This window comes from Candidatus Thiodiazotropha sp. CDECU1, assembly GCF_963455295.1.
Classification (GTDB): Bacteria; Pseudomonadota; Gammaproteobacteria; order Chromatiales; family Chromatiaceae; genus Thiodiazotropha.
The window spans coordinates 3,094,721-3,116,902 of sequence record NZ_OY734020.1; the positions used below are offsets into that span (position 1 = coordinate 3,094,721).

Consider the following 22,182-nt stretch of genomic DNA (forward strand, 5'->3'; position numbering starts at 1 on the left):
AAACAGCGCATCACCCCGGGCATAGCGCCTGTCTGATCACAGATGGGCAGTGGATAATCGTTAATGTGGCTGGCTTTGTAGCGGTCTGACTTTCGGACCCAACACCACATCCATGATCTCCATGACCTTGTGTGGTGTCCGTTCCATGACGGACTCTAGTTGTGCAGCATCCAATCCGGTCATTTTCCAGACAACAGGATCCACCAGGTCGATGGTTTCATCCAACTCGATACCGCTCAGATCGGCACTGGCTAATGTGGTAGCGAGAAAAAGCAGGGAGGTCTCCAGTTGATAAGTCTTTGCGGCCGCCGGCAGATGATGGTAGGCAACCACGGATACGATGCTCTCAGGCAGTTTCCATTTCCTTAACAAGGCCTCACCCACATCCATATGGTTAAAACCAAGGACATCATTTTCCGCATCCGGCAACAGGGTATCGTCGCCGCCGGTAATCAACAGGATATCTCGCGCCTCTTGAGGCATTTTCAGATAGATCGCAAGTCGACCGATATCGTGCAATATCCCCATCACGAACAGCCGCTCGCTGTGCAGGACGTTACACCGCTTGGCCAATTCACCCGCGACCACTCCAGTTGTAATCGAGTAACGCCAAAATTCGGCCATATCCACCAGATCCCCGGGGATACCGGTAAAAATCCGTGCCGCCGTGGTTGCCATCACCAGATTGCGCAACTCACTGGTACCTACCACGGTGATGGCCCTCGATATGGTCTCCACCGGCGCCTTTACGTTGAAAAAAGCACTATTAACCAGCCGCAACAGGCGGGCTGACAGGTCGGTATCCTGGGAAATAATATCGCCCAGGGTTGCAGCCGAGTAGTTTGGTGCATCGATCAGCCGGTTCACCTTGACACAGACGTCCGGCAGGGAAACCAGGCTTTCAATCTCGATCACAAGTTGTTGAGGAGTCATGACTCTCACCTCAGGGCTACCTTCAATGTCCCTAGTCGTTAAGATTTAAATCACTGATATACAAAGGTTATTGACGTATTATTCAGCATCAATCTCAGCTAGTATGCGGGCTTGTATCCAGAAACAACTATGGTATACATCTATTGTTATCGACATTTTTCTGGAAATCTTGACCTGCCCCCACATCGACGGAGTAGTAAACATGCCGTTTTACATTTTCAAAGTATCTGCTGATAACAGCCTGGAATATCTCGAGGATGAGGAGAAGTACAGGCCAGCCAAGGAAAAGGTTAAAAAACTTCGCGCCGCCCATACCCAGGATGACGGTACCACCTATCGCATGGTATTCGCCAATAGCGTCGGTCAGGGAGAGCTTCTGCTCTCACCCACAGAAAGCAGTGATAAAATCATTGGAGACGATTGAGATGGTGTCTACGTTAGAGATATGTTCAAACAGAGTGTGCGCCAGGAATCCAAGCTATGATAAAAAAACCTTGTAATCATTACGATAAGTCACTCATCTGATTGTTCATCTTAGGCATTCTTCGTGCTACTCTTTACTTATTACTCTTGCAACATACTTAGAAAAATCAAGTTTTAGCAATATCACCTCTATTTGGATATCGCCACTGATTCACTTAAGGATCCTTTAAACGTGTCAATACAGGACAGAAGAAATAAATATCAGAGTCAGTTTCAGCCGGTGCTGGATCGCTGTAAAGACACTGTAATCGTCTATATAAACGCCCTCCTCACAGAGCTTTTCAACAATTCAGATAAAGCGCTGACCAGCTTTGCCCAAAAGGCCGAAACCAACGAGATACAAAATCGCTTTTTCGAAGCGATGGCGATGATCCGCAACAGACATGGACTGGTGGAGCATGAATTTCGCGAATTACTCAGTGAGGGCTTCGACAAGTTCTGGAAAGACCAACCCGAGATAGATAGTTTTTCCGAAGAAGACACGGAACTGGAACTCGTCGATCACGAATCGATGGATGTCTCCACCGCCCTGGAAAACATGATCAGTCGCACGGTGGGACACCATCGTTCCCAGCTCTATGCACTGGGTCAGCGCCTGAGCGTGGTGAGTGGTGGACGTAGCGTTAAACATAAAAAGATCCCTTCCGGCCCCCACCACCTGGCCCATGCATTCAGCGAGGCAATCGACGCATTGGGTCTGGAAGCGCGGATCAAGGTGATCATCCTCGCCCTGTTCGATAAATATGTGCTGAAGCAGTTGGGTTCGATCTATGACGACTTTAACAACAGCCTAAAGGAGGCTGGTGTTCTACCCCACTTACGCCCGGCGATCCAGAAGTCACCGGATGCAAAAGGCAGGACAGATGCAGAGGACGAGGATCACTCCGAGCTGCAGCAGGAACAGACTCAGGAAGAGTTGGGTGAGGAGCTGTTCGGCTCGATTCTGGATATGATGGCCAGCCGGCGACGCACCTCGCCAGAGAAGGTTGCCGCTAAGGAAGCCGCAGCAAAAGCGGCCGGCCGCCAGCTTGGAAGCGTACCACCCGCCACCCAAGAGAATCTGGTTTCCGCCCTGAGTAATATTCAACCGGCTCAGCGCTCAGACATGATTCCGGATGTCAACGCACCCGGTGCCGCAATTTCCAACATCGAGATCGATGAGCAATTCCTTATCCGGGTCAAGCACACCCTTGCCGAAGAGCGCCACAAGCTCTATTCCGAGGTTGGCGCGGACCGCCTTGAAGCGGCGGATGAGGATACCATCGACCTAGTGGGCATGCTGTTCGAATACATGTTGAATGATCCTGTGCTCCCGGCGGTAGCCAAGGCCCTGATCAGCCATCTGCATACCCCCTACCTCAAGGTCGCCATTATCGACCGCAAGCTGCTCACCGATAGCAATCATGAGGCAAGACAACTGCTCGATTCCCTGGTTGAAGCTGGCAGCCACTGGATAGACGAGCGCAATCTCAAGCGGGGCATCTACCCCGACATGCAGAATGTCATCGACCGGGTACTGAAGGAATTTTCTGATAATGTCGGTCTGTTTTCTACACTTTTGGAGGCATTCAAGAAACGTATGGATGAATTCAGGCGCAAGTCTGACATCCTCGAAAAGCGTGCACAGGATTCCATCAAAGGCAGAGAGAAGCTGAATATTGCCAGACAGCGTGCCTCCCAGGAGATGAGAGCACGCTCGTTCAGCGAAAACCTTCCTCAACCGGCCAAGGATTTCCTGGAGAAGACCTGGGTAGACAAGCTTGTATTTGTCCTGTTGCGCCATCCGGATGGTGAAATGAGCGACGACTGGAAAGAGGCGTTGCGTATCGCAGATGAGATTGCCTGGACCTTTGAACCCAAAGACCAGAGCGAACGGGAAGAGTTAGAGCGGACACTGCCAGATTTGAGGAAATCCATTGAGGAGGGCTTGGCCTCCCTGGGCGGATTTCACCAGGAGAAGAGCCAGACCCTGTTTGGCCTGCTGAGCAATGCCGAAACCGCATCCATAGCAACTGAACAAGCGATAAAATCTGCCCAAACCTCGGAAACGGTGGTACCCATAACCGACAAGACTGTCGTGGAAGCGGAGCCCAGCAAGCCAGTCACCATCGAATCGCCTAAAGAAGAGGCCGAGGAAGAGGATATTCCTGAAGATGAAGAAGCAATGATGGAAAAATTGCGCAAGATCAAGTTCGGCACCTGGTTCGAAATCAGGGATGCACAGAGTGGAGAATCACAAAAGGTTAAATTATCCTGGTTAAGTCCCTTGACTGCTTCGTGTATGTTCGTTGACAGAGCCGGCGTTCAAACCGCTATCAAACCACTAAGAACATTAGCGCAAGAGATTCTTAAAGGTGAATCAACCATTCTAGAAGACAGCAGTGATCCGTTTGTCGAGAGAACATTGCATGCTATCAGACGTATGCTCCAACGCTCCTTGAAAACCACTGATGATATAGCTAGCGAACTCATCGACGATGATGAGGAAAATGAGGGTAAAGAGGTCCGTTAAGGACATAGGAAATGATTACATGCAAGAACAACGTCATTCTCCACGTAAAGTAGCTAACGAAGTACTGATCATTGCAGATCAAATAACAGGCAGTCAGATCGGCCGGGTGGTCAACATCAGTGCTGAAGGACTGATGTTATTGAGCGATGAACCGATGGTTACAGGCTCTGTCTATCAACTCAATCTGGTTCTTCCAAATCCGAAGAGTGGTCAAGAGAAGGTCGCATTCGCTGCGGAAGCGGTATGGTGTACCGAAGCCTCCCAACCCGATAGTTTTTGGAGCGGGTTTCACATCATTGATATCGATGCTGAGAATGTATTGATTATCGATGAGCTGATTCTTGATTGGCATTCCAACTAGGGACTGCTTAGGGTCTTTAGAAAGGCGAGAAGGGATTAGTTAACCATCGCCAAACGGTTGCGCTCGAACTCGTTAAGCACCTTTTTCACATAGTTTTGTGTTTCCGGATAGGGTGGGATCTTGTTGCCGTATTTGGCTACCGCATTTTCACCTGCGTTGTAGGCTGCCAGTGCAAGCTTGATATCGAACTCGAATAGCAACAAAAGATCTTTCAGATATTGAGCACCGCCATGAAGATTCTGGGTTGGGTCATAGGAATCGGTTACACCGTAACGATTGGCGGTGGCCGGCATCAACTGCATCAATCCGCGCGCACCCTTCTTGGAAATCGCTTTCGGATCGTAGGCCGACTCGACCATCACCACTGCATGCAGTAAACCCGGGTGGAGATGGAACTGTTCGGCGACATTATCGATTACCGGTGTCAACCTGGCCTTGTTTTTTCGCATCCGTGCCAAACTGTAGTTGTTATGACTGTTACGCTTTTTCTTCCCACTACGCCACAATAGGCGGTAGTTACCCTTCATCGGTTTGTCGGTGAAATGGATGCTGCCATTCGCTCCCCGATATTTGTATATCTCAGCCATGGCGGACATAGGCAGGCACAGACAGACTCCCAGCAGGAGTAGCTGTTTGAAAATGCGTTTAGCGCTGATAGATCTTGATATCACGTAATCCCGGCCCATATCGAATCAACTAGGGCCTGTTAACACTAATCCAATGCGCCCCGAAGGAAGTGCCCTTGGGGTGCACTCTGCTGGGACTGTTTTTGCGCCCAGCAAGGCAGAATGAGCGTGGTGTAGCCCGGCTACATGAGCGAATGATAACGCCGCTGGGCGCAAAAACAGCCCCAGCCCTTCGGGTTGCGCCCCGAAGGAAGTGCCCTTGGGGTGCGCCTGAAAAAGCGCCACTCAGCGTTGCTCGTCGTTCATTTGGAGTGACCAAACTTCTCTCCTCGCGCCTTGATTGGCGTTTTTTCAGGCACAACAGTGTGCATTGGATTAGTGTTAACAGGCCCTAAGGCAATTGTCGGCAAAAACCGAAGAAACTTGAAATCAAATGATTCTCCGGTTCAGGCACCACAGCATTTCTTATATTTCTTGCCACTGCCACAGGGGCAGGGTTCATTGCGCCCGACTTTCGGCTGATCCCGTTTCTCGGTTTTTGGCGCCACGAGCTGGCCATCGACAAAATACCAGGCCCCGTCATGTTTGAGAAATCGGCTGATTTCATGATGCGGCCTCACCATTCCCTGCTCTTTATAGGTGGCGATGAACTCGACACTGCCCTCTTCGTCGCTCTCTCCTCCCCCTTGCACATTGACAATTTGCAGCCCCAGCCACTGGGAATCTTCCGCCCAACGCCTGGTGGCTTGAACATCATGATCATGCCGATGATCCGGGTGCAGGGATTGATGTAAGAACTCCGCCTGGTTGGCACCGAAAGCACTGTAACGCGCTCGCATCAACTGCTCGGCTGTCTCTGCCTTTACCCTGCCCTCATGGATTGGCCCGCAACAGCTCTCATAGGCGACACCGGATCCACAGTAACATCCAGCCATGATCTCCTCCACATGAATAATTATTATTTGGGAACAATAACATAGCGTCTGATTAACACCAAGACCAGGTTAAACTGCCGGTGTTTCAACACAGCATAAGTTACCCCGTATGCGGCAGAGTAATATGGCCTGGACTGTCCGGGATATTCAGGATATTGATGCTGTTGATCTGGAATTTTTGTGGCTGGAATGAAAAAAAGGTGGGTTTTACCCACCTTTGAGGCCTCTATCATCGAGGCAATAGACTGGAAAAACGGAGTGATCCCATGTTGAGTCCGCCTCTATTCAATTAACCGGTATAGGCATTCCCTGAGATCATTCCTACGCCGTCAACTCTACCAACCTCCCATGACAGCTTGATGACACTGGATGGATCAGCCTGATGTCCCAGCTGGGCAGGCGCAACTCCCCTTGATCATAGCCCCATCGCTTCGATCCGCTTCTGCAGCCGTTTGATGGAGACGGGATAAGCAGTCCCCAACTCCTGGGAGAAGAGGGAGATCCGCAACTCCTCCAGTCCCCAGCGCAGCTCCTCTATACGTTCATCAATCCGGCCACTCTGCTGATATTGCCCGTCCCACTGTTCCCATCGCTGCTGCAGTTCCGCCATCTCTCGCATCCGCTGCTGGTCCCTAGCTGCAGCATGGGGCAACTTTTCAACCCGTTTCAATATACCCTGCAGATATCGGGGATAGTCATTCAGCCGTGCGTCCGGCACCTGCTGTAGAAATCCCCGATAGACCAGGCGCTCCAGCTGATGCTGCATATCCAATACAGAACTCATCCAATTCACCTGGGTGACGGCAGCTATCGCTTGTCTGGTTTGATGGCTCAGCTGCAGAATCTGCAACAGCTGTTGACAGCTCCTGTTCGCCTCTTCCATCAGCATCCCCCGCTTGCTGTGCAGTCGTTTCGCAAAGCCCTCCTGGTCACGAATCTCCGGGAGTTGATTGAGAAATGTGCGATCGACGATAAACGCAACCAATTCATCTTCAAGATCCTGCTGAACCACACCCGGTTGCTCTGCATCGCCCTGTGGCACCTTGGCATAGAGCAGACGCATACGGTCGAGTTGGTTGAGGTTCTTGCGCAGATAACGTATCTCCTTGGGCATCTTGAGCATGAGTAATCGTCGTACACCCGCTTTGTGGGCACGCAAGGCACTGCTCTCGGCATCGAGTAGACGAATCGCTACACTCTCCTCTTCATCCACCAGGGCGGGATAGCCCTGGAGTGCAATCCCTCCCTGCTCGACACCCATCTGTTTCGGCAGCTCACCGAAGTCCCAATCCCGCACTCCACTGCGTTCAAAACCGGGGGAATCGAGATGTCGATGCTCAGCCTGTGGCTGGCCTGCATGGCGGCGTTTCATACCAGCCAGATCCCGCCCCTGCTCCAGGGTGGCACCCCCTTGATCGACCACCCGCACCCGCATGCGCAAGTGAGTGGGGATATCGGCTTCGCTCCAGGCATCCTCAGGGATATGGACGCCACTGAGTTGTTTCAATCGCTCCCCCAGCACCTGTATCAAGGGCCTTTCGCTACTCGGCAGGTCAGCGAGACAGGCGTCTGCGAAATCGGGAACCGGGACGAATGAACGTCTTAGGGTTTTGGGTAATCCCCGGATCAAAGAGATTACCCGTTCTCGCAACAAGCCTGGCACCAACCATTGCAGACGCGCCTCGGTGATCTGATTCAGTACATCCTGGGGAACGATCAGGGTAAGACCATCCTTTGCGCTGCCTGGTTCGAACTCGTACTCCAGGGGTAACCGCATACCATTGATATCCAGGTGATCCGGAAACTGTTCGCCGGAGACCCGTTGTGATGCGTCCCTGATCAGGTCGGATTCATCCATATACAGGAGTTTCGGCTGCTGCTTGGATTGTTGCCGCAACCACTTTTCGAATCCCGGGGCTGTAGAGATATCTTCAGGTATGCGCTGATCGTAGAAGCTATAGATACGCTCCTCATCCACCAGGATATCCCGCCGTCTCGACTTGGCTTCCTGGTCGTGAACGGCTTCGATCAACTCCTGATTATGGCGCCAGAAGGGTGCCCGGGTATGGAAGTCACCATCCACCAGGGCCGAGCGGATGAAGATCTCCCTGGCGACCACCGGATCGATGGGGGAGAAGTTGATCTTGCGACGGGGTATCAGGGTGATACCGAACAGGGTGACTTTCTCATACCCGGCCACCTGGCCACGCTTCTTTTCCCAATGGGGCTCCGAGTAGTTTCGCTTTACCAGATGTCCCGCGGCTCTCTCAACCCACTCGGGTTGGATCACTGCCAAGGTTCGCGCATAGAGTTTACTGGTCTCCACCAACTCCGCCGCCATCACCCACTTAGGCTGTTTTTTGTAGAGCCCGGAGCCGGGATAGATAAAAAAGCGGGTGTTCCTCGCCCCCAGATAGTCGTGACTGTTACTCTTTAGCCCGATATGACTCAACAGCCCACTCAAAAGGGCTCGATGGATCTCCTCATAACCCGCCTCGGCACTATTCTCGCGTAAGCCCATCTCATGCAACTGGGCGCGTAATTGGCGATGAATGTCGTGCCACTCCTGCACCCGGTTCCAGGAGAGGAACTGACGCTTGCACCAGCGGTGAAATTTGTTTTTCGAGAGATGTTTTCGCTGCTCCTCAACCTCCTCCCAGAGCGACAGATAACTCAGGAAATCGGACTGCTCATGGCGAAATTTAGCGTGGGCCTCGTCCGCCAACTGCTGCTTCTCCACCGGACGATCCCGCGGGTCCTGCACACTCAGGGCGGCGGCGATCACCATTACCTCTCTTAAACAGTGGCCATGGGCCGCTGACAGGAGCATCCTGCCGATGCGCGGATCCACGGGTAGCCTGGCCAATTGCTGTCCTAGACGGGTCACCTTATGGTCAACCGCAACCGCGCCAATCTCTTCCAGGATCCTATACCCATCCTTGATGAGGCGGTGATCCGGGGGATCGATGAAGGGGAAGTGACTGATCTCTCCCAATCCGAGCAGTTTCATCTGCAGGATCACAGAGGCCAGATTGGTGCGCTGTATCTCAGGTTCGGTAAAGGGTCTGCGCGCCTCGAAATCCTCTTCCGTGAAGAGGCGGATACAGACCCCGGCCGCGAGCCGGCCGCAACGGCCCTTGCGTTGATCCGCCGAGGCTTGGGCGATCCTTTCCACGGGCAGGCGCTGTACCTTGCTACGGTGACTGTAGCGGCTGATGCGCGCATATCCCGTATCGATGACATAGTGTATGCCCGGTACGGTGAGGGAGGTTTCAGCCACATTGGTGGCCAATACGATGCGCCGGCTCGAGTGGGACTTGAATACCCGGTTCTGCTCCTCGATACTGAGCCGCGCATAGAGCGGCAGCACTTCCGTGGCGGGTAGTTTATGTTTACGCAGGTTCTCCGCCGTCTCACGTATCTCACGCTCGCCGCTGAGAAAGACCAGGATGTCGCCTCGATCGATCAGCGACAGCTCATCCACCGCATCCACTATGGCCTGTTGCAAAGGATCATCCCGCTCGTTCTCAGCCCCCTCCAGCGGTGGTCGATAGCGCGTTTCCACCGGATAGGTACGACCCGACACCTCCACGATGGGTGCAGCATTGAAATATTCGGAAAAGCGTTGCGGATCTATGGTGGCCGAAGTGATGATCAGTTTCAGATCGGAACGCTTGACCCTCAGCTGTTTCAGGTAACCCAACAGGAAGTCGATATTCAGACTACGCTCATGGGCCTCGTCGATGATCAAGGTGTCGTATTGATTCAGATAGGGGTCCTGCTGGATCTCTGCAAGCAGTATCCCATCGGTCATCAGCTTGATATAGCTATGCGGCCCGACACGGTCGTTGAAGCGCACCTTATAGCCCACCGCCTGTCCGGTGGTAGAGCCCAGTTCACTCGCCACCCGTGTTGCAAGGGTCCTGGCCGCAACCCGTCGCGGCTGGGTATGACCGATGTATCCCGACTGTCCCAGGCCGAGATCGAGACAGATCTTGGGCAGTTGCGTCGATTTACCCGATCCGGTTTCACCACACAGCACAACCACCTGGTTATCCTGAATCAGCGCCTTTATCTCATCCACCCGTTGACTGATAGGCAACACATCGGGATAAGAGATTTGCGGCAGATTCTCGCGCCGCAGCTTAAGGCATTGCTGAGAATCCCGGATCGAGTGCCAGAGCTTCACCAGCCCTGGTGAATAGTCACCACCCCTGGCTTGGTTCTTTCTCAGATTGCGCAGTTGTCGAAACAGGCGGCGCCGATCCCGCAGCATGCACTGCTTGATCTCTTGCGGATCGGGGAAATCTTTGAGAGTCGCGCTCACGGTGACAATTTAGGGGGGTTCAATGCTTGTATATGAATCGTACTTGGCTCTGCAATCACCCAACAATATACCACACCGATTAAGAGCCAGATTTCGGTGGGGCAGGCCCCACCCTACACCCTGTTCCGATCAGTAGGGTGGGGCCCTGCCCCACCAATCACGGCTAAACAATCTGGTTCCGGTGCGGCAAACCGCACCCTAGGCTTCGATTACATGTAGGGTGCGGCTTGCCGCACCATATTAGAAGTGGATTGGATAACTATTCGGCATACGCTTTATAAGGTAAGGATCAATGCCCTCCACCCTTGAGCGTAGTCACCATACCCTCGATCGTATCCTTGGCATCACCGAAGATGAGAGAGGTGTTGTCCTGATAAAAAAGCAGATTATCGACACCCGAGTAACCTGGATTCATCGAGCGCTTAAGAAAATAGACCTGTCTCGATTTCGCCGCTTCCAGAATGGGCATACCGTAGATCGGGCTGGAGGAGTCTGATTTGGCCGCCGGATTGACCACGTCATTGGCCCCAACCACAAGTGTCACATCGGCAGTTGGAAACTCAGAATTGATTTCATCCATCTCTATCACATGGTCATAAGGAATATCCGCCTCGGCTAGCAGTACATTCATATGTCCCGGCATACGCCCGGCAACTGGATGAATGGCGAATTTCACTGTCACATCCCGTGCTTCAAGCTCCTCCATCATCTCCTTCAGGGCATGCTGTGCCTGGGCCACCGCCATACCGTAACCCGGTACGATAATGACCTTGCTGGCATCTTCCATCCAGTAGATGGCATCGTCCACCGAGGCAGATTTGACCCCCTTCTCCGCAGCCACCCCGGCAGCACTGGGAGCGCCGTCCGACTCACTGCCAAAACCACCGAATACCACATTGATAATGGAACGATTCATGGCCCGGCACATGATAAAAGAGAGAATGGCACCGGAAAAACCGACCAAGGCGCCCACGATGATCAGCAGCAGATTACCCAGGGTAAAACCGGTCGCTGCCGCCGCCCAGCCCGAGTAGCTGTTGAGCATGGAGATGATAACCGGCATATCCGCACCACCGATGGGAATAATCAGGGTAAAGCCCAGTACGAATGCCAGCAGGGTTATCAGCACCAGGGAAATCATACTCCCTGTCATACCGAAGTGAACCCCCAGCAACACCGTGACGATGGCGATAACCGCATTCAGGGCATGTTGTCCCTTGAATTTAACCGGCGCTCCACTGACCAATCCCTGTAGCTTGGCGAAGGCTACCACCGAACCGGAAAAGGTAATCGCACCGATAATGATACCTGCCGATAACTCACCCAGCATGACTGGATCGAGGGTACCCGCGGCATCATGATTGAGATAGGTGCCGATAGCCACCAACACCGCCGCCATACCGACGAAGCTATGCAGAGCCGCCACCAGTTGCGGCATTGCAGTCATCTGCACCCGTGCGGCGAGGACCGTACCGATCACTGCACCAACCACCACACCGACGATGATGAAACCGTATGACTGCACTTCGTTACCGAACAGGGTGGCGAGGATGGCGATAGCCATACCAGCCATGCCGAGATAATTGCCGCGGCGGGCCGAAGCCGGATGGGTAAGACCCTTGAGGGCGAATATGAATAGGATTGCTGATATCAGATAGGCAATCGCTTGGGTATTTGCTGAAATCTCCATCGGTCAGGCACTCACTTATCTTTTTTCTTGAACATGGCCAACATCCGGTTGGTTACCAGGAACCCACCGAAAACGTTGATAGAAGCCAACAATACCGCGACAAAACCGAAAATCTCTGCGGCAGTGCCCGCTGTCTCCAGACCGGTCACCAACAGGGCACCAACGATGATAATGCCTGATATGGCATTGGTCAGGGCAACCAAAGGCGTATGCAGCGAGGGGGTTACCCCCCATATCACCCAGTAACCGATAAAACAGGCAAGAACGAAAACGTATAATGCAACCAGTGTGTCAGGCATGGGATCACTCTCGTATAGGTTGTTTTTGTGACATGGAGCTGACTTAAGACCCGGATCTCAGACGCATAGCCTGGGTGATCTCATCTTCTTCAAGATCCTTCAGCAACAGGCCGTCTTCACCCTTCTCCACCATGATATTCAGCAGGTTCATGATATTTCCACCATAGAAGGCACTCGCATCAGAAGCCACCATGGAGGGATAATTGGTATGACCGACAATGGTCACACCATGCTTTACAACCACCTTGTCGGCCTCGGTCAAGGGACAATTGCCACCTGTCGCCGCTGCCAGATCGATCACTACAGAACCGTCACGCATGTTTTTGATCACCTCCTCGGTAACCAACACGGGCGCGGGACGGCAGGGAATCAATGCGGTAGTGATAATGATATGCGCCTTGCTCAACTCATCAGCAAGGGCTTGCTGCTGTTTCGCCTTGGCCTCTTGGGAAAGCTCTTTTGCATAGCCTCCCTCACCGGATCCACTCTCACCGATATCGAGTTCTATGGCTTTGGCCCCCAGGGATTCGATCTGCTCCTTGGTTTCCGGACGTACGTCATAGGCGAGCACATCGGCCCCCAGACGTCTCGCGGTTGCAATCGCCTGCAGGCCGGCAACCCCGGCGCCCAAAACCACCAATCTCGCCGGTTTGGCCGAGCCTGCCGAGGTCATCATCAGGGGTAAGAAACGCCCGTAGTGGAGCGCTGCTTCGATGACCGATCGATAACCCGCGATATTACTTTGAGAAGAGAGGGCGTCCATTGCCTGGGCCCTTGAGATTCTGGGGATTCTCTCCATGGCGAGATAGATGACCTGCTTGGCCAGGAGCGTGTTCAGGGTCTCATCGAGCTCACAGGATTCGATATGCGCAATCAATAACGAACCTTCGGGTAGCTCATCGGCCTCGCTTGCTGAAGGTTTACGTACCCGCACCAGAATATCGGCCTTCAATGCCTCTGCAGGCGAGACAATCTCAGCCCCGGCATCCCGATACTGATCATCAGTGAAATCAGCGTTTTCACCCGCGCCGGCGGTAACCTTGATAGAGAAACCTTTATTACTCAGTTTCTTGACAATATCCGGTGAGAGAGCGACACGCTTTTCCCCCACCGCTGATTCTTTCAATAGGCCTATTTTCATCTTTTTTTTACTCAGCCAAATTTAGATCGTAATAGTACGCTGTTAAGCGCGCCCCATTATCCAGCCTAATGGGTTGATTCACAAGAATAGCCAAATGTCTCCATTCCCGCCCATATCATGCTGCACTCAAATAGACACGAGCCCCGTGAACTATATTATTATCACTTAAATAACAGTAAGTTATCTAACCTTAGATGGGAGCAAAACAATTCGTTGTTTAGGGACCACGAACAACAAAACCCAACTAAAACCATAGTTAAATTAATGTAATATTTGGGAATATTTTCACATTTTTCGGTTAAATTTGTAAGGACTTTTGCGGTTAAACAGCAGTGAACACAACTTATGTTTTTGTAATTGAGCAGGCAAATCGAATCAGTCGCTGGACTGAGTTGATCATTGTTTACCGTGAGAAACGGTCCACTTCTCTGCCAACGGTGTTGGCATACCTGTTTATACAGGAGAGCTTAGGGGGGACGGCAATTTAATTAGATTAGGTGCTTCCCTTTTAGATGGTGCCGTTAATAGTAGGTACCGTAGTAGTTATCGCCACGGCTTTCCCTGCTCTTGTTCAGTACCAGGCCGATCGCCTTGTCGCTGTCCAAGCGGCTCAGTGTATCCTTTATCGCATCCACTGGTGTTCCACCGGCTTCCACAACAACCAGTACCTGACCCATGTGTTGATTCAGTACAATTGACTCGCTGGTTGAAAGCAGTGGAGGAGAGTCAAAAATGATGATTCGGTCTTGGTACCTGACCGCCACCTCATTGAGTAACTCTTCCATCTCCTTACTGGCAAGTAATTCAGTCGATTTTTCCGAACGTTTTCCTGCAGCTATTATCTTCAGCTTGGGAATCTGTGTTTCGAGTATGACATCACCCACGGTACAGTTTTTATCTTCAAGGACATCAATCAGACCTTTTTCATCCTCTATACCGAGCAGTTTACTCAAGGAGTAACGTAAAACATCGCCATCAATAAGGAGCACGGTCGAATCGAGTTCTGTAGAGATACTCAAGGCCAGATTCAATGCGGTAAATGTTTTACCTTCTGATGGCAGTGAACTGGAAATGGATACCAGATTCCCATGTTCAATAGGCGCCGCACCTTTACCTAGTGCATTCATAATGATCGGGCGCTTTATGATTCGATACTCTTCAGAGAGCTGCTTATTTCCAGCATGCGGTACGATATATCCAATTCGAGACAGGGATTCGTAGTCCAGTTGAATCTTTTTTGCCGTACCTCTCTTTACAGACTCCTTGCTGGTGGGGATAGTTGGCTTGGCAGACTGCCCACCAGCGTCTTGCATGACAGGCTTTGTTTGGTGTACTGCAGGTTTGCTACTATCGACCGCTTTTTCACGAGCCTCCGTACCAGTTGGATTTATAGCATCATTCGCTTTGCTCTTATCCGACTTGGTTTTCGCTAACCTTTCAATGGCTTTCTCAATGCTGCTCATCTAGACCGCTTTCCTGTAACTGATGGGTATTAAAACCATGTTTCCGGGATAATCAGAACGTCGCCAGGCATCATTTTAACATTAGCAGAAATATCCCCATCTCTGATTAAATCGTCCAGGCGGACACGATACTCGGTGGTTTTTCCATTCACCTTTCTCACCACCTTGGCTTTGTTACCCGCTGCAAATTCAGTCAAACCGCCCACTGCAATAATGACATCAAGCAGTGTCATTCCATCCCTGAAGTTGATCGACTGCGGTTGCGAAGCCTGGCCTACCACCCTCACCTGCTCTGTATATCGACCGACGAACTCTGTCACGCTGACCGTCACTTTTGGTGATTTGACGAATTTGGAAAGTTTTGCCTCGAGGGTTCTGGCCAAATCAGTCGGTGTTTTGCCGCTCGCAGGCAGGTCCTCAACCAAGGGTGTGGTAATCATGCCATCTGGACGAACTACCACTTGGGTTGAAAGTTCAGTGTCTCCCCAGACGAAAACATTCAGTGTATCGCCAGGACCTATGACATACAGCGGTGAATCTGGCCCTGCCACAGAGGCTGAGGCCTGACTTGCAGGTGAGGTCATTTCAGGCGGACTTGAACATGCCGCCAGCAGGCTTGCCGAGAAGATCCAAATCCATACCACTGCTTTTTTGTAACCTATTGATAACATATTGCATTCCTGATATTCAACGATGTTAACTCCAACTATTCTAACCCTTAATTTGAGAGATCTCACTCAAAAGCTTCTTAGCTGCCTCGGATTCGGGGAAATCCTTATGATCTTTGGTGATTTTAACCAGCACATCCTGTGCCTGATTTGCCTTGTCCGACCCCACTAGCATAACAGCATAGTGGTAAAGAATGGACGGATCCGAGTGCTTATCCATAATCGGGGTCAAGATCTTCAAAGCCGTCGCCGTATCTCCCAATTTATGTGTCAGCCAGGCGAAAGTATCTACCACCGACGGGGAGGCATTGCCAGAAATTTCATACGCCCGTTTCGCCTGTTCCAGCGCCATGCGTGGATTCCGATCGAAATTTAGCAGTGCTGAATTGTTGAGGGCAACGATGTTTCGCGGGTTAACCTCAAGCAGATCATTATATAGCTTAACAGCCGCATTAACTTTCCCCATTGTCTGATAGACGATCGCCAGTGCCAACTGCGCCTGTTGATTATTTTTGTGAGCTTTTCTCCAACTGGTCAACAATTTAATTGCACTATCTGGATTCCCATTCTTAATATGCAAATCTGAAAGCTGCTGCATGAGCATAAACGGCGCCTCAGGTGTGGCATAGGATTCAAGACTCTTGATGGCTTTATCCATATTCCCCCTTGCCTCGTAGTAGTTTCCCTGAAGGGTCACACCGACATATTTTGTCTCAGCGTCGTTGATCAGCTGATCCAGAACAACCTCCACCTGCTGATAGTTTTGCTCCCGCATCTCCAGTTTATATCGTAAAAGTTTGCCTTTAAGGGATGAGGGTATCTCTTTATCCAACCTTTGCAGTGTAACCCTGGCTGCTTTCGTATCGCCTCTCTTTGTCTGCAGATTAGCCAGTTGCAAATAGGCCATCTCACTTTGCGGATTATTATCCAGCAGTTTTCCAATTGTTGACTCTGCCTGGCTATAGTTACCTGTCTGCTCATCAATCATGGCAAGCATGGATATGACCGCAGGGTTGCTGCTCTCCCTTAACGCCTCGTCGTCAAGATAGGCTGCGGCCTTCTCCGTCTCTTTGCGCCTTAGGTAGTATCTGGCCAAAATGACCCGTGGCAGCCAGGCATTGTCACCCGTTTCAACAGCTTTTTCCAACCATGCCAGCGCCTCCTTCTGGCCACCGGAACGCTCGCTTATCTGAGCAAGAAGCATCATCGCATTAACGTTCTTTGGTTCTCTAGCCAGAACCAGATTGAGCCTGTCGCTACCTGCTATCAGTCGTCCGTCCTCAAGGTCCATTCTGGCAAGCGCCAATTGAGCGGGAACAAATTCAGAATTTTTGTTAACTGTGTCAGTAAAAAACCGCCTTGCAGAATTTCTATTACCCGAATAGAGCTCAATCATGGCCCGCAGATAGAGATCTACTGGACGCCCTCCTTCACGATCCAATAGCTGATCAGACAGTTTGCGTGCAGAATCAAAGTCCTGTTTCCTGATGTAAGAGAGGATTAACAGGGTATCTCGCTTTGATGACTCCCCTACCCACTCATCTTCCAATTCAGTAATAGCCTCATCCACAGAACCATGATTAATATAGAGACGAGCCAACTCCTCACGAATGCGGGTATCGCTGGGATTGTCATGGGCGGCCTTTTTAAGGAACTCTATTCCTCGTGTGTACTCACCAGACTGACTTGCTGCGCGGCCAATCATGGTGAGAATCTGTTCATCATTGCTATTGACAGCTCCAGATTCAAGCAGTGCCAGAACCTCCCGTGGCTTGTCCAATTGCAACTTGATTTCGCCAAGAAGTTTTCTGGCCTGGAGATGGGTAGGCACCTGATTGACATATCGCGTAAGGAGTATGTTTGCCTGCTCTAGATTATTTTCGAAAAAGTGCAGAGCACCGAGCAACAGGACTGTCGGCAGATGATTCGGCATAGCTGAATATGCCCGAGACAGCTTGGTGACAGCACCTTCATAATCCTTGTTCAGGTAGCTATAGAGACCTGTGAGATAATCTACGTAAGGATTACTTTTGTATCGAGTCTCCAAGTCTCGAATGTATTGCTCGCTCTCAGCCAGCTTTTCCAGATGAAAAAACAGGTGGATAAGATTGACTGTGATGAGATATGCATCTTGTTCAGGGTCATTCTCGTTGATCAGTGACAGCGCGCCCTCCAATAGCTCAACCGCTTTGTTATGATCTTCCAGCTGCACATGTACAGCAGCCAAGTCACGCAATACTTTGTAGTCCCCTTTATCTATCTCCATCGCACGCAGCAGGTATTCCATGGCTTCAGCATAATCATTCCGTATTCTTGCCGCTTTAGCCAATGATCGTAATGCGGTGACACTGTCCTGGTCCTTTTCCAGCATCTTCCTGGCAAGGGCTGCTCCCTGCTCCAGCTTTTTTTCATTGATATAAGCATGCGAAACTACTGCCCACATCGCCATAGGCTCAATGTCATTCAAACCATCCTGTTCATAGGCCGCTACGATTTCTTCGTATTTCCCCTGCAACTCCCAGGAAGAGAGTAATATCGTTTGCTCATCGGCTGTTGGCGCCCTGTCGCTCGAAACTATCTTTATCTCCCTTTCTGCAGAAAATCCATCGCCTTTTTTCAAGTAGCATCTGGCCAGCAACTGTCTGGCTTCCGTATTAGCTGAGTTATCCTGTAGTATCTGCTTGAGCTCTATCATCGCTTTCGAGTAGTTGCCATTTGCAAAACTGGTTTGAGCTGATGTAAGTGCCTCTTTATCATCTTTACCGACAGAGCATGCTGGTAATGTGATTTGAAGCGCGAACATGCATAATACAAAAAGCCAAAGGCTAAACCGCTTAATGTAAATCCCTGCCATTGTCATTGCATAACCACCATACTATCTAGCTATATTGTTACCACTCGTTAACCCCAGGACAGATCTATTTAAGACCGTATTTATTGACCAGATCATATAAAGTGGGTCTACTGATACCTAACAGATCTGCTGCCTTGGAAACATTTCCACCCACGAAGCTCATCGCCCTAATTATCGCTGTTGCCTCTGCCCGCTCTCTGACCTCTCTCAAATTAACCGGCATGACATCTTCACTCTTCTCAGTCAATTGCAGTTCACTGGGAGTGATCAATTGATCATCAGCCATAACCACGGAACGTTTGATTCTGTTTTCCAGCTCCCTGACATTTCCTGGCCAGGAATAACCCTCGATGGCTTTCAAGGCTTCATCAGTAAATCCGCTGACTTTGGAAGAGTTCTGTTTTGCATACTTCTTCAAAAATGACCAAGCCAATAAGACCGCATCCCCCGCACGTTCTCTTAGCGGGGGAATATTGATCGAAATCTCACTGATCCGATAATAGAGATCCTCGCGAAATTCACCTTGCGCAATTTTCTCTTCCAAGTCCTGATTGGTTGCACAAACAACTCTGATATCCACAGGAATTTCTTCCCTGCCACCAAGTCTCTCGATTACCCTCTCCTGCAAGAATCGCAACATCTTCGCCTGTAAACCAATCGGCATGTCGCCAATCTCATCCAGAAACAGAGTGCCCCCGTTTGCTGACTCGATCTTTCCTATAGTCTTTTTCGAGGCGCCGGTAAACGCACCTTTTTCGTAGCCATAAAGCTCACTTTCTAAAAGGTTTTCTGGAATTGATGCGCAGTTTATCGCGGCAAACTTTTCATTTTTTCTATCACTCAGGGCATGGATTGACCTGGCAAGCACCTCTTTGCCGGTTCCGCTATCGCCCAGAAGTAATGCCGTAATGTCTGTTGGGCTGATCTTTTCGATTATTCTGCAAATTTCCAGCATTTCCGGACTATTTGCTATGACACCGTCGAGCGGTGAATTGCGCTGAATGTTATGCAACCTGCGGTTCTCATCCTCCAGGCTATAAACATTAAATGCACGCTCGATAATAACCCGCAACACATCAGGATCTATCGGTTTTTGATAAAAGTCGTAGGCACCCAATTCAATTGACTTGAGCGCATTCTCACGATCATCATTACCAGTGACTACAATGACTTTTGTTTGTGGAACTAAATTCAAAATCTCTTGCAATGCCGCAAATCCCTCGCTGACATTGGTGGGATCAGGTGGTAATCCGAGATCAAGGGTAACTACAGGTGCCGATGTTTTGCGAACACAGTTTATTGCGCTCACCCTATCGCCGACGATATGCACATCATAACCGTCAAAACTCCATTTGAGTTGGCTTTGCAACCCGGGATCATCCTCAACTATTATAAGTGATTTCAGATCTTTATTAGCTTTAGCCACAACTACGCCTCTGCTCTGGTAGATATGTGTGTGTCCGTTGCCTGTCTTGCGACCTCAAGCGGTATAATTATCTCGAATTTAGTCCCAGTTCCCATACTGCTATCTACCTTGATACTGCCATTCAGGGAATTAACGTATTCCTTGGTTTCATAAACCCCAATCCCCATCCCTGCATTTCCTTTTGTTGTTTGAAACGGGCGAAACAACTTTTCCTTGATGAACGATTCGTCCATGCCGATCCCACTATCCTCAATCGTAATAACTGCACTATCTTCGATACGATCTACCGTTACATCGACCCGACCATCCTCCTGCGACGCCTCTTGTGCATTTTTTATCATATGCACCATAATGGCTGTAAAGCGATCCTTGTCGGCGATGATTTCCAGGTAATTGGCATTGATACTAAGTCGCGGCTTGGGTAAATATGCATACAGCTCATTCACTGCCTGCGCAACTGACTCTTCCACATAAAACTGCTTTGTCTTCGTTGACTCGAATCTTCCTTGTCTCAACTGGGTAAGTAATCGTCCCATTTTACTGACTGCATTGCCAATGGTTTTAACCGCATCATCCATGAATTCAGGATTATTTCTATGCCGTTCGGCATTCTTCACCACCAACTCCAATTGAGCGATCAGGTTTTTCAGGTCATGCACCACAAATGCTGAAAGCCTGTTGAATGCTTCAAATTGATTAGCCTGATTCAATGCCTCCGAGGTTTGCAGCAACGCCAGATAACTAGCGGCCTGTTTTGCCGAAGCCTTGATCAGATCCCGATCCTCCCAATTGATCGACTTGGATAGATTTGATTGTGTCAACAAGACAAAACCAAGCAGTTGCTCGTGGTGTTTGATGGGTACGATTAACCAGGCCCCTTCGATTGCAACAATCTCAGCACCCAGTTTCAGACCTTCATATCGTTCTGGAAATTTTCTGTATTCATCGAAATCGATGATCCAGTCGCTCTTGGAGAAGTAGGTCACTAACGGGTCATCAGTATCAAATGAGATAGTTATCGGCGACGTCTGCCAGTGACTGACACACTGGTAGCTGCCAACATTGTCCGTCATCCAGAGATAACCCCCACCCGCATCGATCGAATCAGAGAGCGCCTGGATAACCCGAACGCGAATCGCCTTACCACCTCTACCATCGGAGAGGGTCTGAACCACCCGCAACCACTCATCCCGCCAGTCATACTTGTAGCTGAAGAAGTGTTTGTTGACAAATACCTTAACCTTTGAGCGCAGATTCCCTGAGAATAATATGGTAGCGAGAAACACGACTGCCGCGAAGACAAAGGCGATCTGTGTTGCTTTGCCCCAACTCCCACCGTAAAAGCGGATGTAATAACCCACTGCCGCCATGATCACCAAATAGGCCCCTGCGGCTATGATAGTGGTAGCATGAAATACCACCTGCTTAGAGACAAAGACGCGCACAGACCAACTGGGATTTCTGGTTGCTGCAATCGCCACGAAAGGTACGGCCAGTGCGCTAGTCAAGCCCCTCGCCTGCCACAACGTAGCGTCCACCTTGTTAAACATCAAAGCCTCTGCGTAGAGGAAAAAATCGTAGACAAACAGGACGCCCATTCCGAGATAGAGATATTTGACAGCCCAGCGCATATCCGGCCTTGTGCTGCGATAGAGCTGTTCGATCAGAGTCAAGCCGGTGATGGCAAATCCGAGATAGCCAATTAAGGGTAAGCTCGCAAAGCGCTCTCTTGCGCCCAGCGCGGGAATGAATTGTGTCAACGGCTCGATCAATATCAAGATGATGGAGCTGAAGAGCATAACAAGTGGAATAAAGGCCAATTCCCGCCGCAGGTAACCGCTTGACTTATCCAGGTTCCCCAAGAGGCGAAACAGGAAAGCAAACCACGCAATGTTCCTTGCTATCTCAGCAACTTGGTAGGTAGCTCGCGTGAGTTCGGATTCATCCACCTGCAGTGCAACAGCGCTCAGCGCCCAGCAGGCTGTCGTCACAGAAGCGGTCAATAAATAGATTCCCTCTATTCGTCCACGCCAGCTGGTAACAAGCATCACGCTGAAGAGCAGGAAAAGAGTGGCCGATATGGCGTAACCGATGATTCCAATACTCAAGCAGCTAATCCTCTCTGGAGATTCCTACGCTTTCATGCAGAATGAACTTTTACCCACATTGATGTACGTACTATCCTGAATACCTGTAACCACATTCACTTAAAGCTATCCTGCACGATTAGATGAAATCCTTGTCATTCAATAGGTTATCAAATACTGTGATGATTAGGGTAAGCAACGGATACTCAATATTATATGGGATGGTGAACTGAATCACCCCTTTGGGGCGGATTTGCAGATGAATCTAGATTCCATAGCAGATTCCCTCGATAATAGCCCAGCATCAAACAGAGATAAATACTACGGGTTCGAAACCATTATGAAAAAAGCAGCACACACAATAATATCCACCTGTC

15 protein-coding genes are annotated in these 22,182 nt (G+C 50.3%); 3 read left to right on the forward strand and 12 right to left on the reverse strand.

Annotated features, from left to right (window positions below):
- Window positions 1-60 precede the first annotated feature (60 nt).
- On the reverse strand, window positions 61-933 hold the full coding sequence (locus R2K28_RS14060) for an HDOD domain-containing protein (protein ID WP_316365305.1): 873 nt from the start codon (window positions 931-933) through the stop codon (window positions 61-63).
- A gap of 202 nt (window positions 934-1,135) precedes the next feature.
- On the opposite strand from R2K28_RS14060, the gene R2K28_RS14065 reads away from it, so the two are divergent.
- The 3 genes from R2K28_RS14065 to R2K28_RS14075 all read left to right on the forward strand — a co-directional run bounded on the left by R2K28_RS14065 (window position 1,136) and on the right by R2K28_RS14075 (window position 4,289).
- Window positions 1,136-1,357 (forward strand): decarboxylase, encoded by a 222-nt coding sequence (locus R2K28_RS14065; protein WP_116446970.1) that lies wholly within the window; start codon window positions 1,136-1,138, stop codon window positions 1,355-1,357.
- Window positions 1,358-1,588: 231 nt separating this feature from the next.
- On the forward strand, window positions 1,589-3,928 hold the full coding sequence (locus R2K28_RS14070; protein ID WP_316365308.1) for a DUF1631 domain-containing protein: 2,340 nt from the start codon (window positions 1,589-1,591) through the stop codon (window positions 3,926-3,928).
- Window positions 3,929-3,947: 19 nt separating this feature from the next.
- Entirely contained in the window at window positions 3,948-4,289 is a 342-nt protein-coding gene (locus R2K28_RS14075; protein WP_316365310.1) for a PilZ domain-containing protein, read from the forward strand.
- A 35-nt stretch (window positions 4,290-4,324) separates the two neighbouring features.
- Here the strand turns inward: R2K28_RS14075 and R2K28_RS14080 are convergent, their stop codons facing one another.
- The 11 genes from R2K28_RS14080 to prsK form a co-directional block, all read right to left on the reverse strand.
- Entirely contained in the window at window positions 4,325-4,960 is a 636-nt protein-coding gene (locus tag R2K28_RS14080; RefSeq protein ID WP_316365311.1) for a lytic transglycosylase domain-containing protein, read from the reverse strand.
- Between the two features lie 401 nt (window positions 4,961-5,361).
- Entirely contained in the window at window positions 5,362-5,850 is a 489-nt protein-coding gene (locus R2K28_RS14085; RefSeq protein ID WP_316365313.1) for a YchJ family protein, read from the reverse strand.
- Window positions 5,851-6,265: 415 nt separating this feature from the next.
- On the reverse strand, window positions 6,266-10,177 hold the full coding sequence (gene hrpA / locus R2K28_RS14090; protein ID WP_316365315.1) for an ATP-dependent RNA helicase HrpA: 3,912 nt from the start codon (window positions 10,175-10,177) through the stop codon (window positions 6,266-6,268).
- A 289-nt stretch (window positions 10,178-10,466) separates the two neighbouring features.
- A complete protein-coding gene (locus R2K28_RS14095) occupies window positions 10,467-11,867 on the reverse strand; it encodes an NAD(P)(+) transhydrogenase (Re/Si-specific) subunit beta (RefSeq protein ID WP_316365318.1) in 1,401 nt (466 codons plus the stop codon).
- Between the two features lie 11 nt (window positions 11,868-11,878).
- Complete coding sequence (locus R2K28_RS14100) at window positions 11,879-12,166, reverse strand: proton-translocating transhydrogenase family protein (protein WP_069121713.1); 288 nt, start codon at window positions 12,164-12,166, stop codon at window positions 11,879-11,881.
- 43 nt (window positions 12,167-12,209) lie between these two features.
- Window positions 12,210-13,307: a Re/Si-specific NAD(P)(+) transhydrogenase subunit alpha gene (locus R2K28_RS14105; RefSeq protein ID WP_316365321.1), complete on the reverse strand. Its 1,098-nt coding sequence runs from the start codon at window positions 13,305-13,307 to the stop codon at window positions 12,210-12,212.
- A gap of 521 nt (window positions 13,308-13,828) precedes the next feature.
- On the reverse strand, window positions 13,829-14,770 hold the full coding sequence (locus R2K28_RS14110) for an XrtA-associated tyrosine autokinase (protein ID WP_316365324.1): 942 nt from the start codon (window positions 14,768-14,770) through the stop codon (window positions 13,829-13,831).
- Between the two features lie 29 nt (window positions 14,771-14,799).
- Entirely contained in the window at window positions 14,800-15,441 is a 642-nt protein-coding gene (locus R2K28_RS14115) for an XrtA/PEP-CTERM system exopolysaccharide export protein (RefSeq protein ID WP_442871444.1), read from the reverse strand.
- Between the two features lie 40 nt (window positions 15,442-15,481).
- The gene (gene prsT, locus R2K28_RS14120; protein ID WP_316365327.1) at window positions 15,482-18,298 is read right to left on the reverse strand and encodes an XrtA/PEP-CTERM system TPR-repeat protein PrsT; all 2,817 of its coding nucleotides are present in this window, start codon (window positions 18,296-18,298) and stop codon (window positions 15,482-15,484) included.
- Between the two features lie 58 nt (window positions 18,299-18,356).
- On the reverse strand, window positions 18,357-19,697 hold the full coding sequence (prsR, locus tag R2K28_RS14125; protein ID WP_316369746.1) for a PEP-CTERM-box response regulator transcription factor: 1,341 nt from the start codon (window positions 19,695-19,697) through the stop codon (window positions 18,357-18,359).
- A gap of 23 nt (window positions 19,698-19,720) precedes the next feature.
- Window positions 19,721-21,826, reverse strand: coding sequence for an XrtA/PEP-CTERM system histidine kinase PrsK (gene prsK, locus R2K28_RS14130; protein WP_316365329.1), 2,106 nt, complete (start codon window positions 21,824-21,826; stop codon window positions 19,721-19,723).
- Between the last annotated feature and the right edge of the window lie 356 nt (window positions 21,827-22,182).

What these genes read in the sequence shown, in the direction of transcription:
- R2K28_RS14060 (WP_316365305.1), bottom strand. Translation starts at nt 933, where the DNA reads ATGACTCCTCAACAACTTGTGATCGAGATTGAAAGCCTGGTTTCCCTG.
- R2K28_RS14065 (WP_116446970.1), top strand. Translation starts at nt 1,136, where the DNA reads ATGCCGTTTTACATTTTCAAAGTATCTGCTGATAACAGCCTGGAATAT.
- R2K28_RS14075 (WP_316365310.1), top strand. Translation starts at nt 3,948, where the DNA reads ATGCAAGAACAACGTCATTCTCCACGTAAAGTAGCTAACGAAGTACTG.
- R2K28_RS14085 (WP_316365313.1), bottom strand. Translation starts at nt 5,850, where the DNA reads ATGGCTGGATGTTACTGTGGATCCGGTGTCGCCTATGAGAGCTGTTGC.
- R2K28_RS14095 (WP_316365318.1), bottom strand. Translation starts at nt 11,867, where the DNA reads ATGGAGATTTCAGCAAATACCCAAGCGATTGCCTATCTGATATCAGCA.
- R2K28_RS14100 (WP_069121713.1), bottom strand. Translation starts at nt 12,166, where the DNA reads ATGCCTGACACACTGGTTGCATTATACGTTTTCGTTCTTGCCTGTTTT.
- R2K28_RS14105 (WP_316365321.1), bottom strand. Translation starts at nt 13,307, where the DNA reads ATGAAAATAGGCCTATTGAAAGAATCAGCGGTGGGGGAAAAGCGTGTC.
- R2K28_RS14110 (WP_316365324.1), bottom strand. Translation starts at nt 14,770, where the DNA reads ATGAGCAGCATTGAGAAAGCCATTGAAAGGTTAGCGAAAACCAAGTCG.
- R2K28_RS14115 (WP_442871444.1), bottom strand. Translation starts at nt 15,441, where the DNA reads ATGTTATCAATAGGTTACAAAAAAGCAGTGGTATGGATTTGGATCTTC.
- prsT (WP_316365327.1), bottom strand. Translation starts at nt 18,298, where the DNA reads ATGACAATGGCAGGGATTTACATTAAGCGGTTTAGCCTTTGGCTTTTT.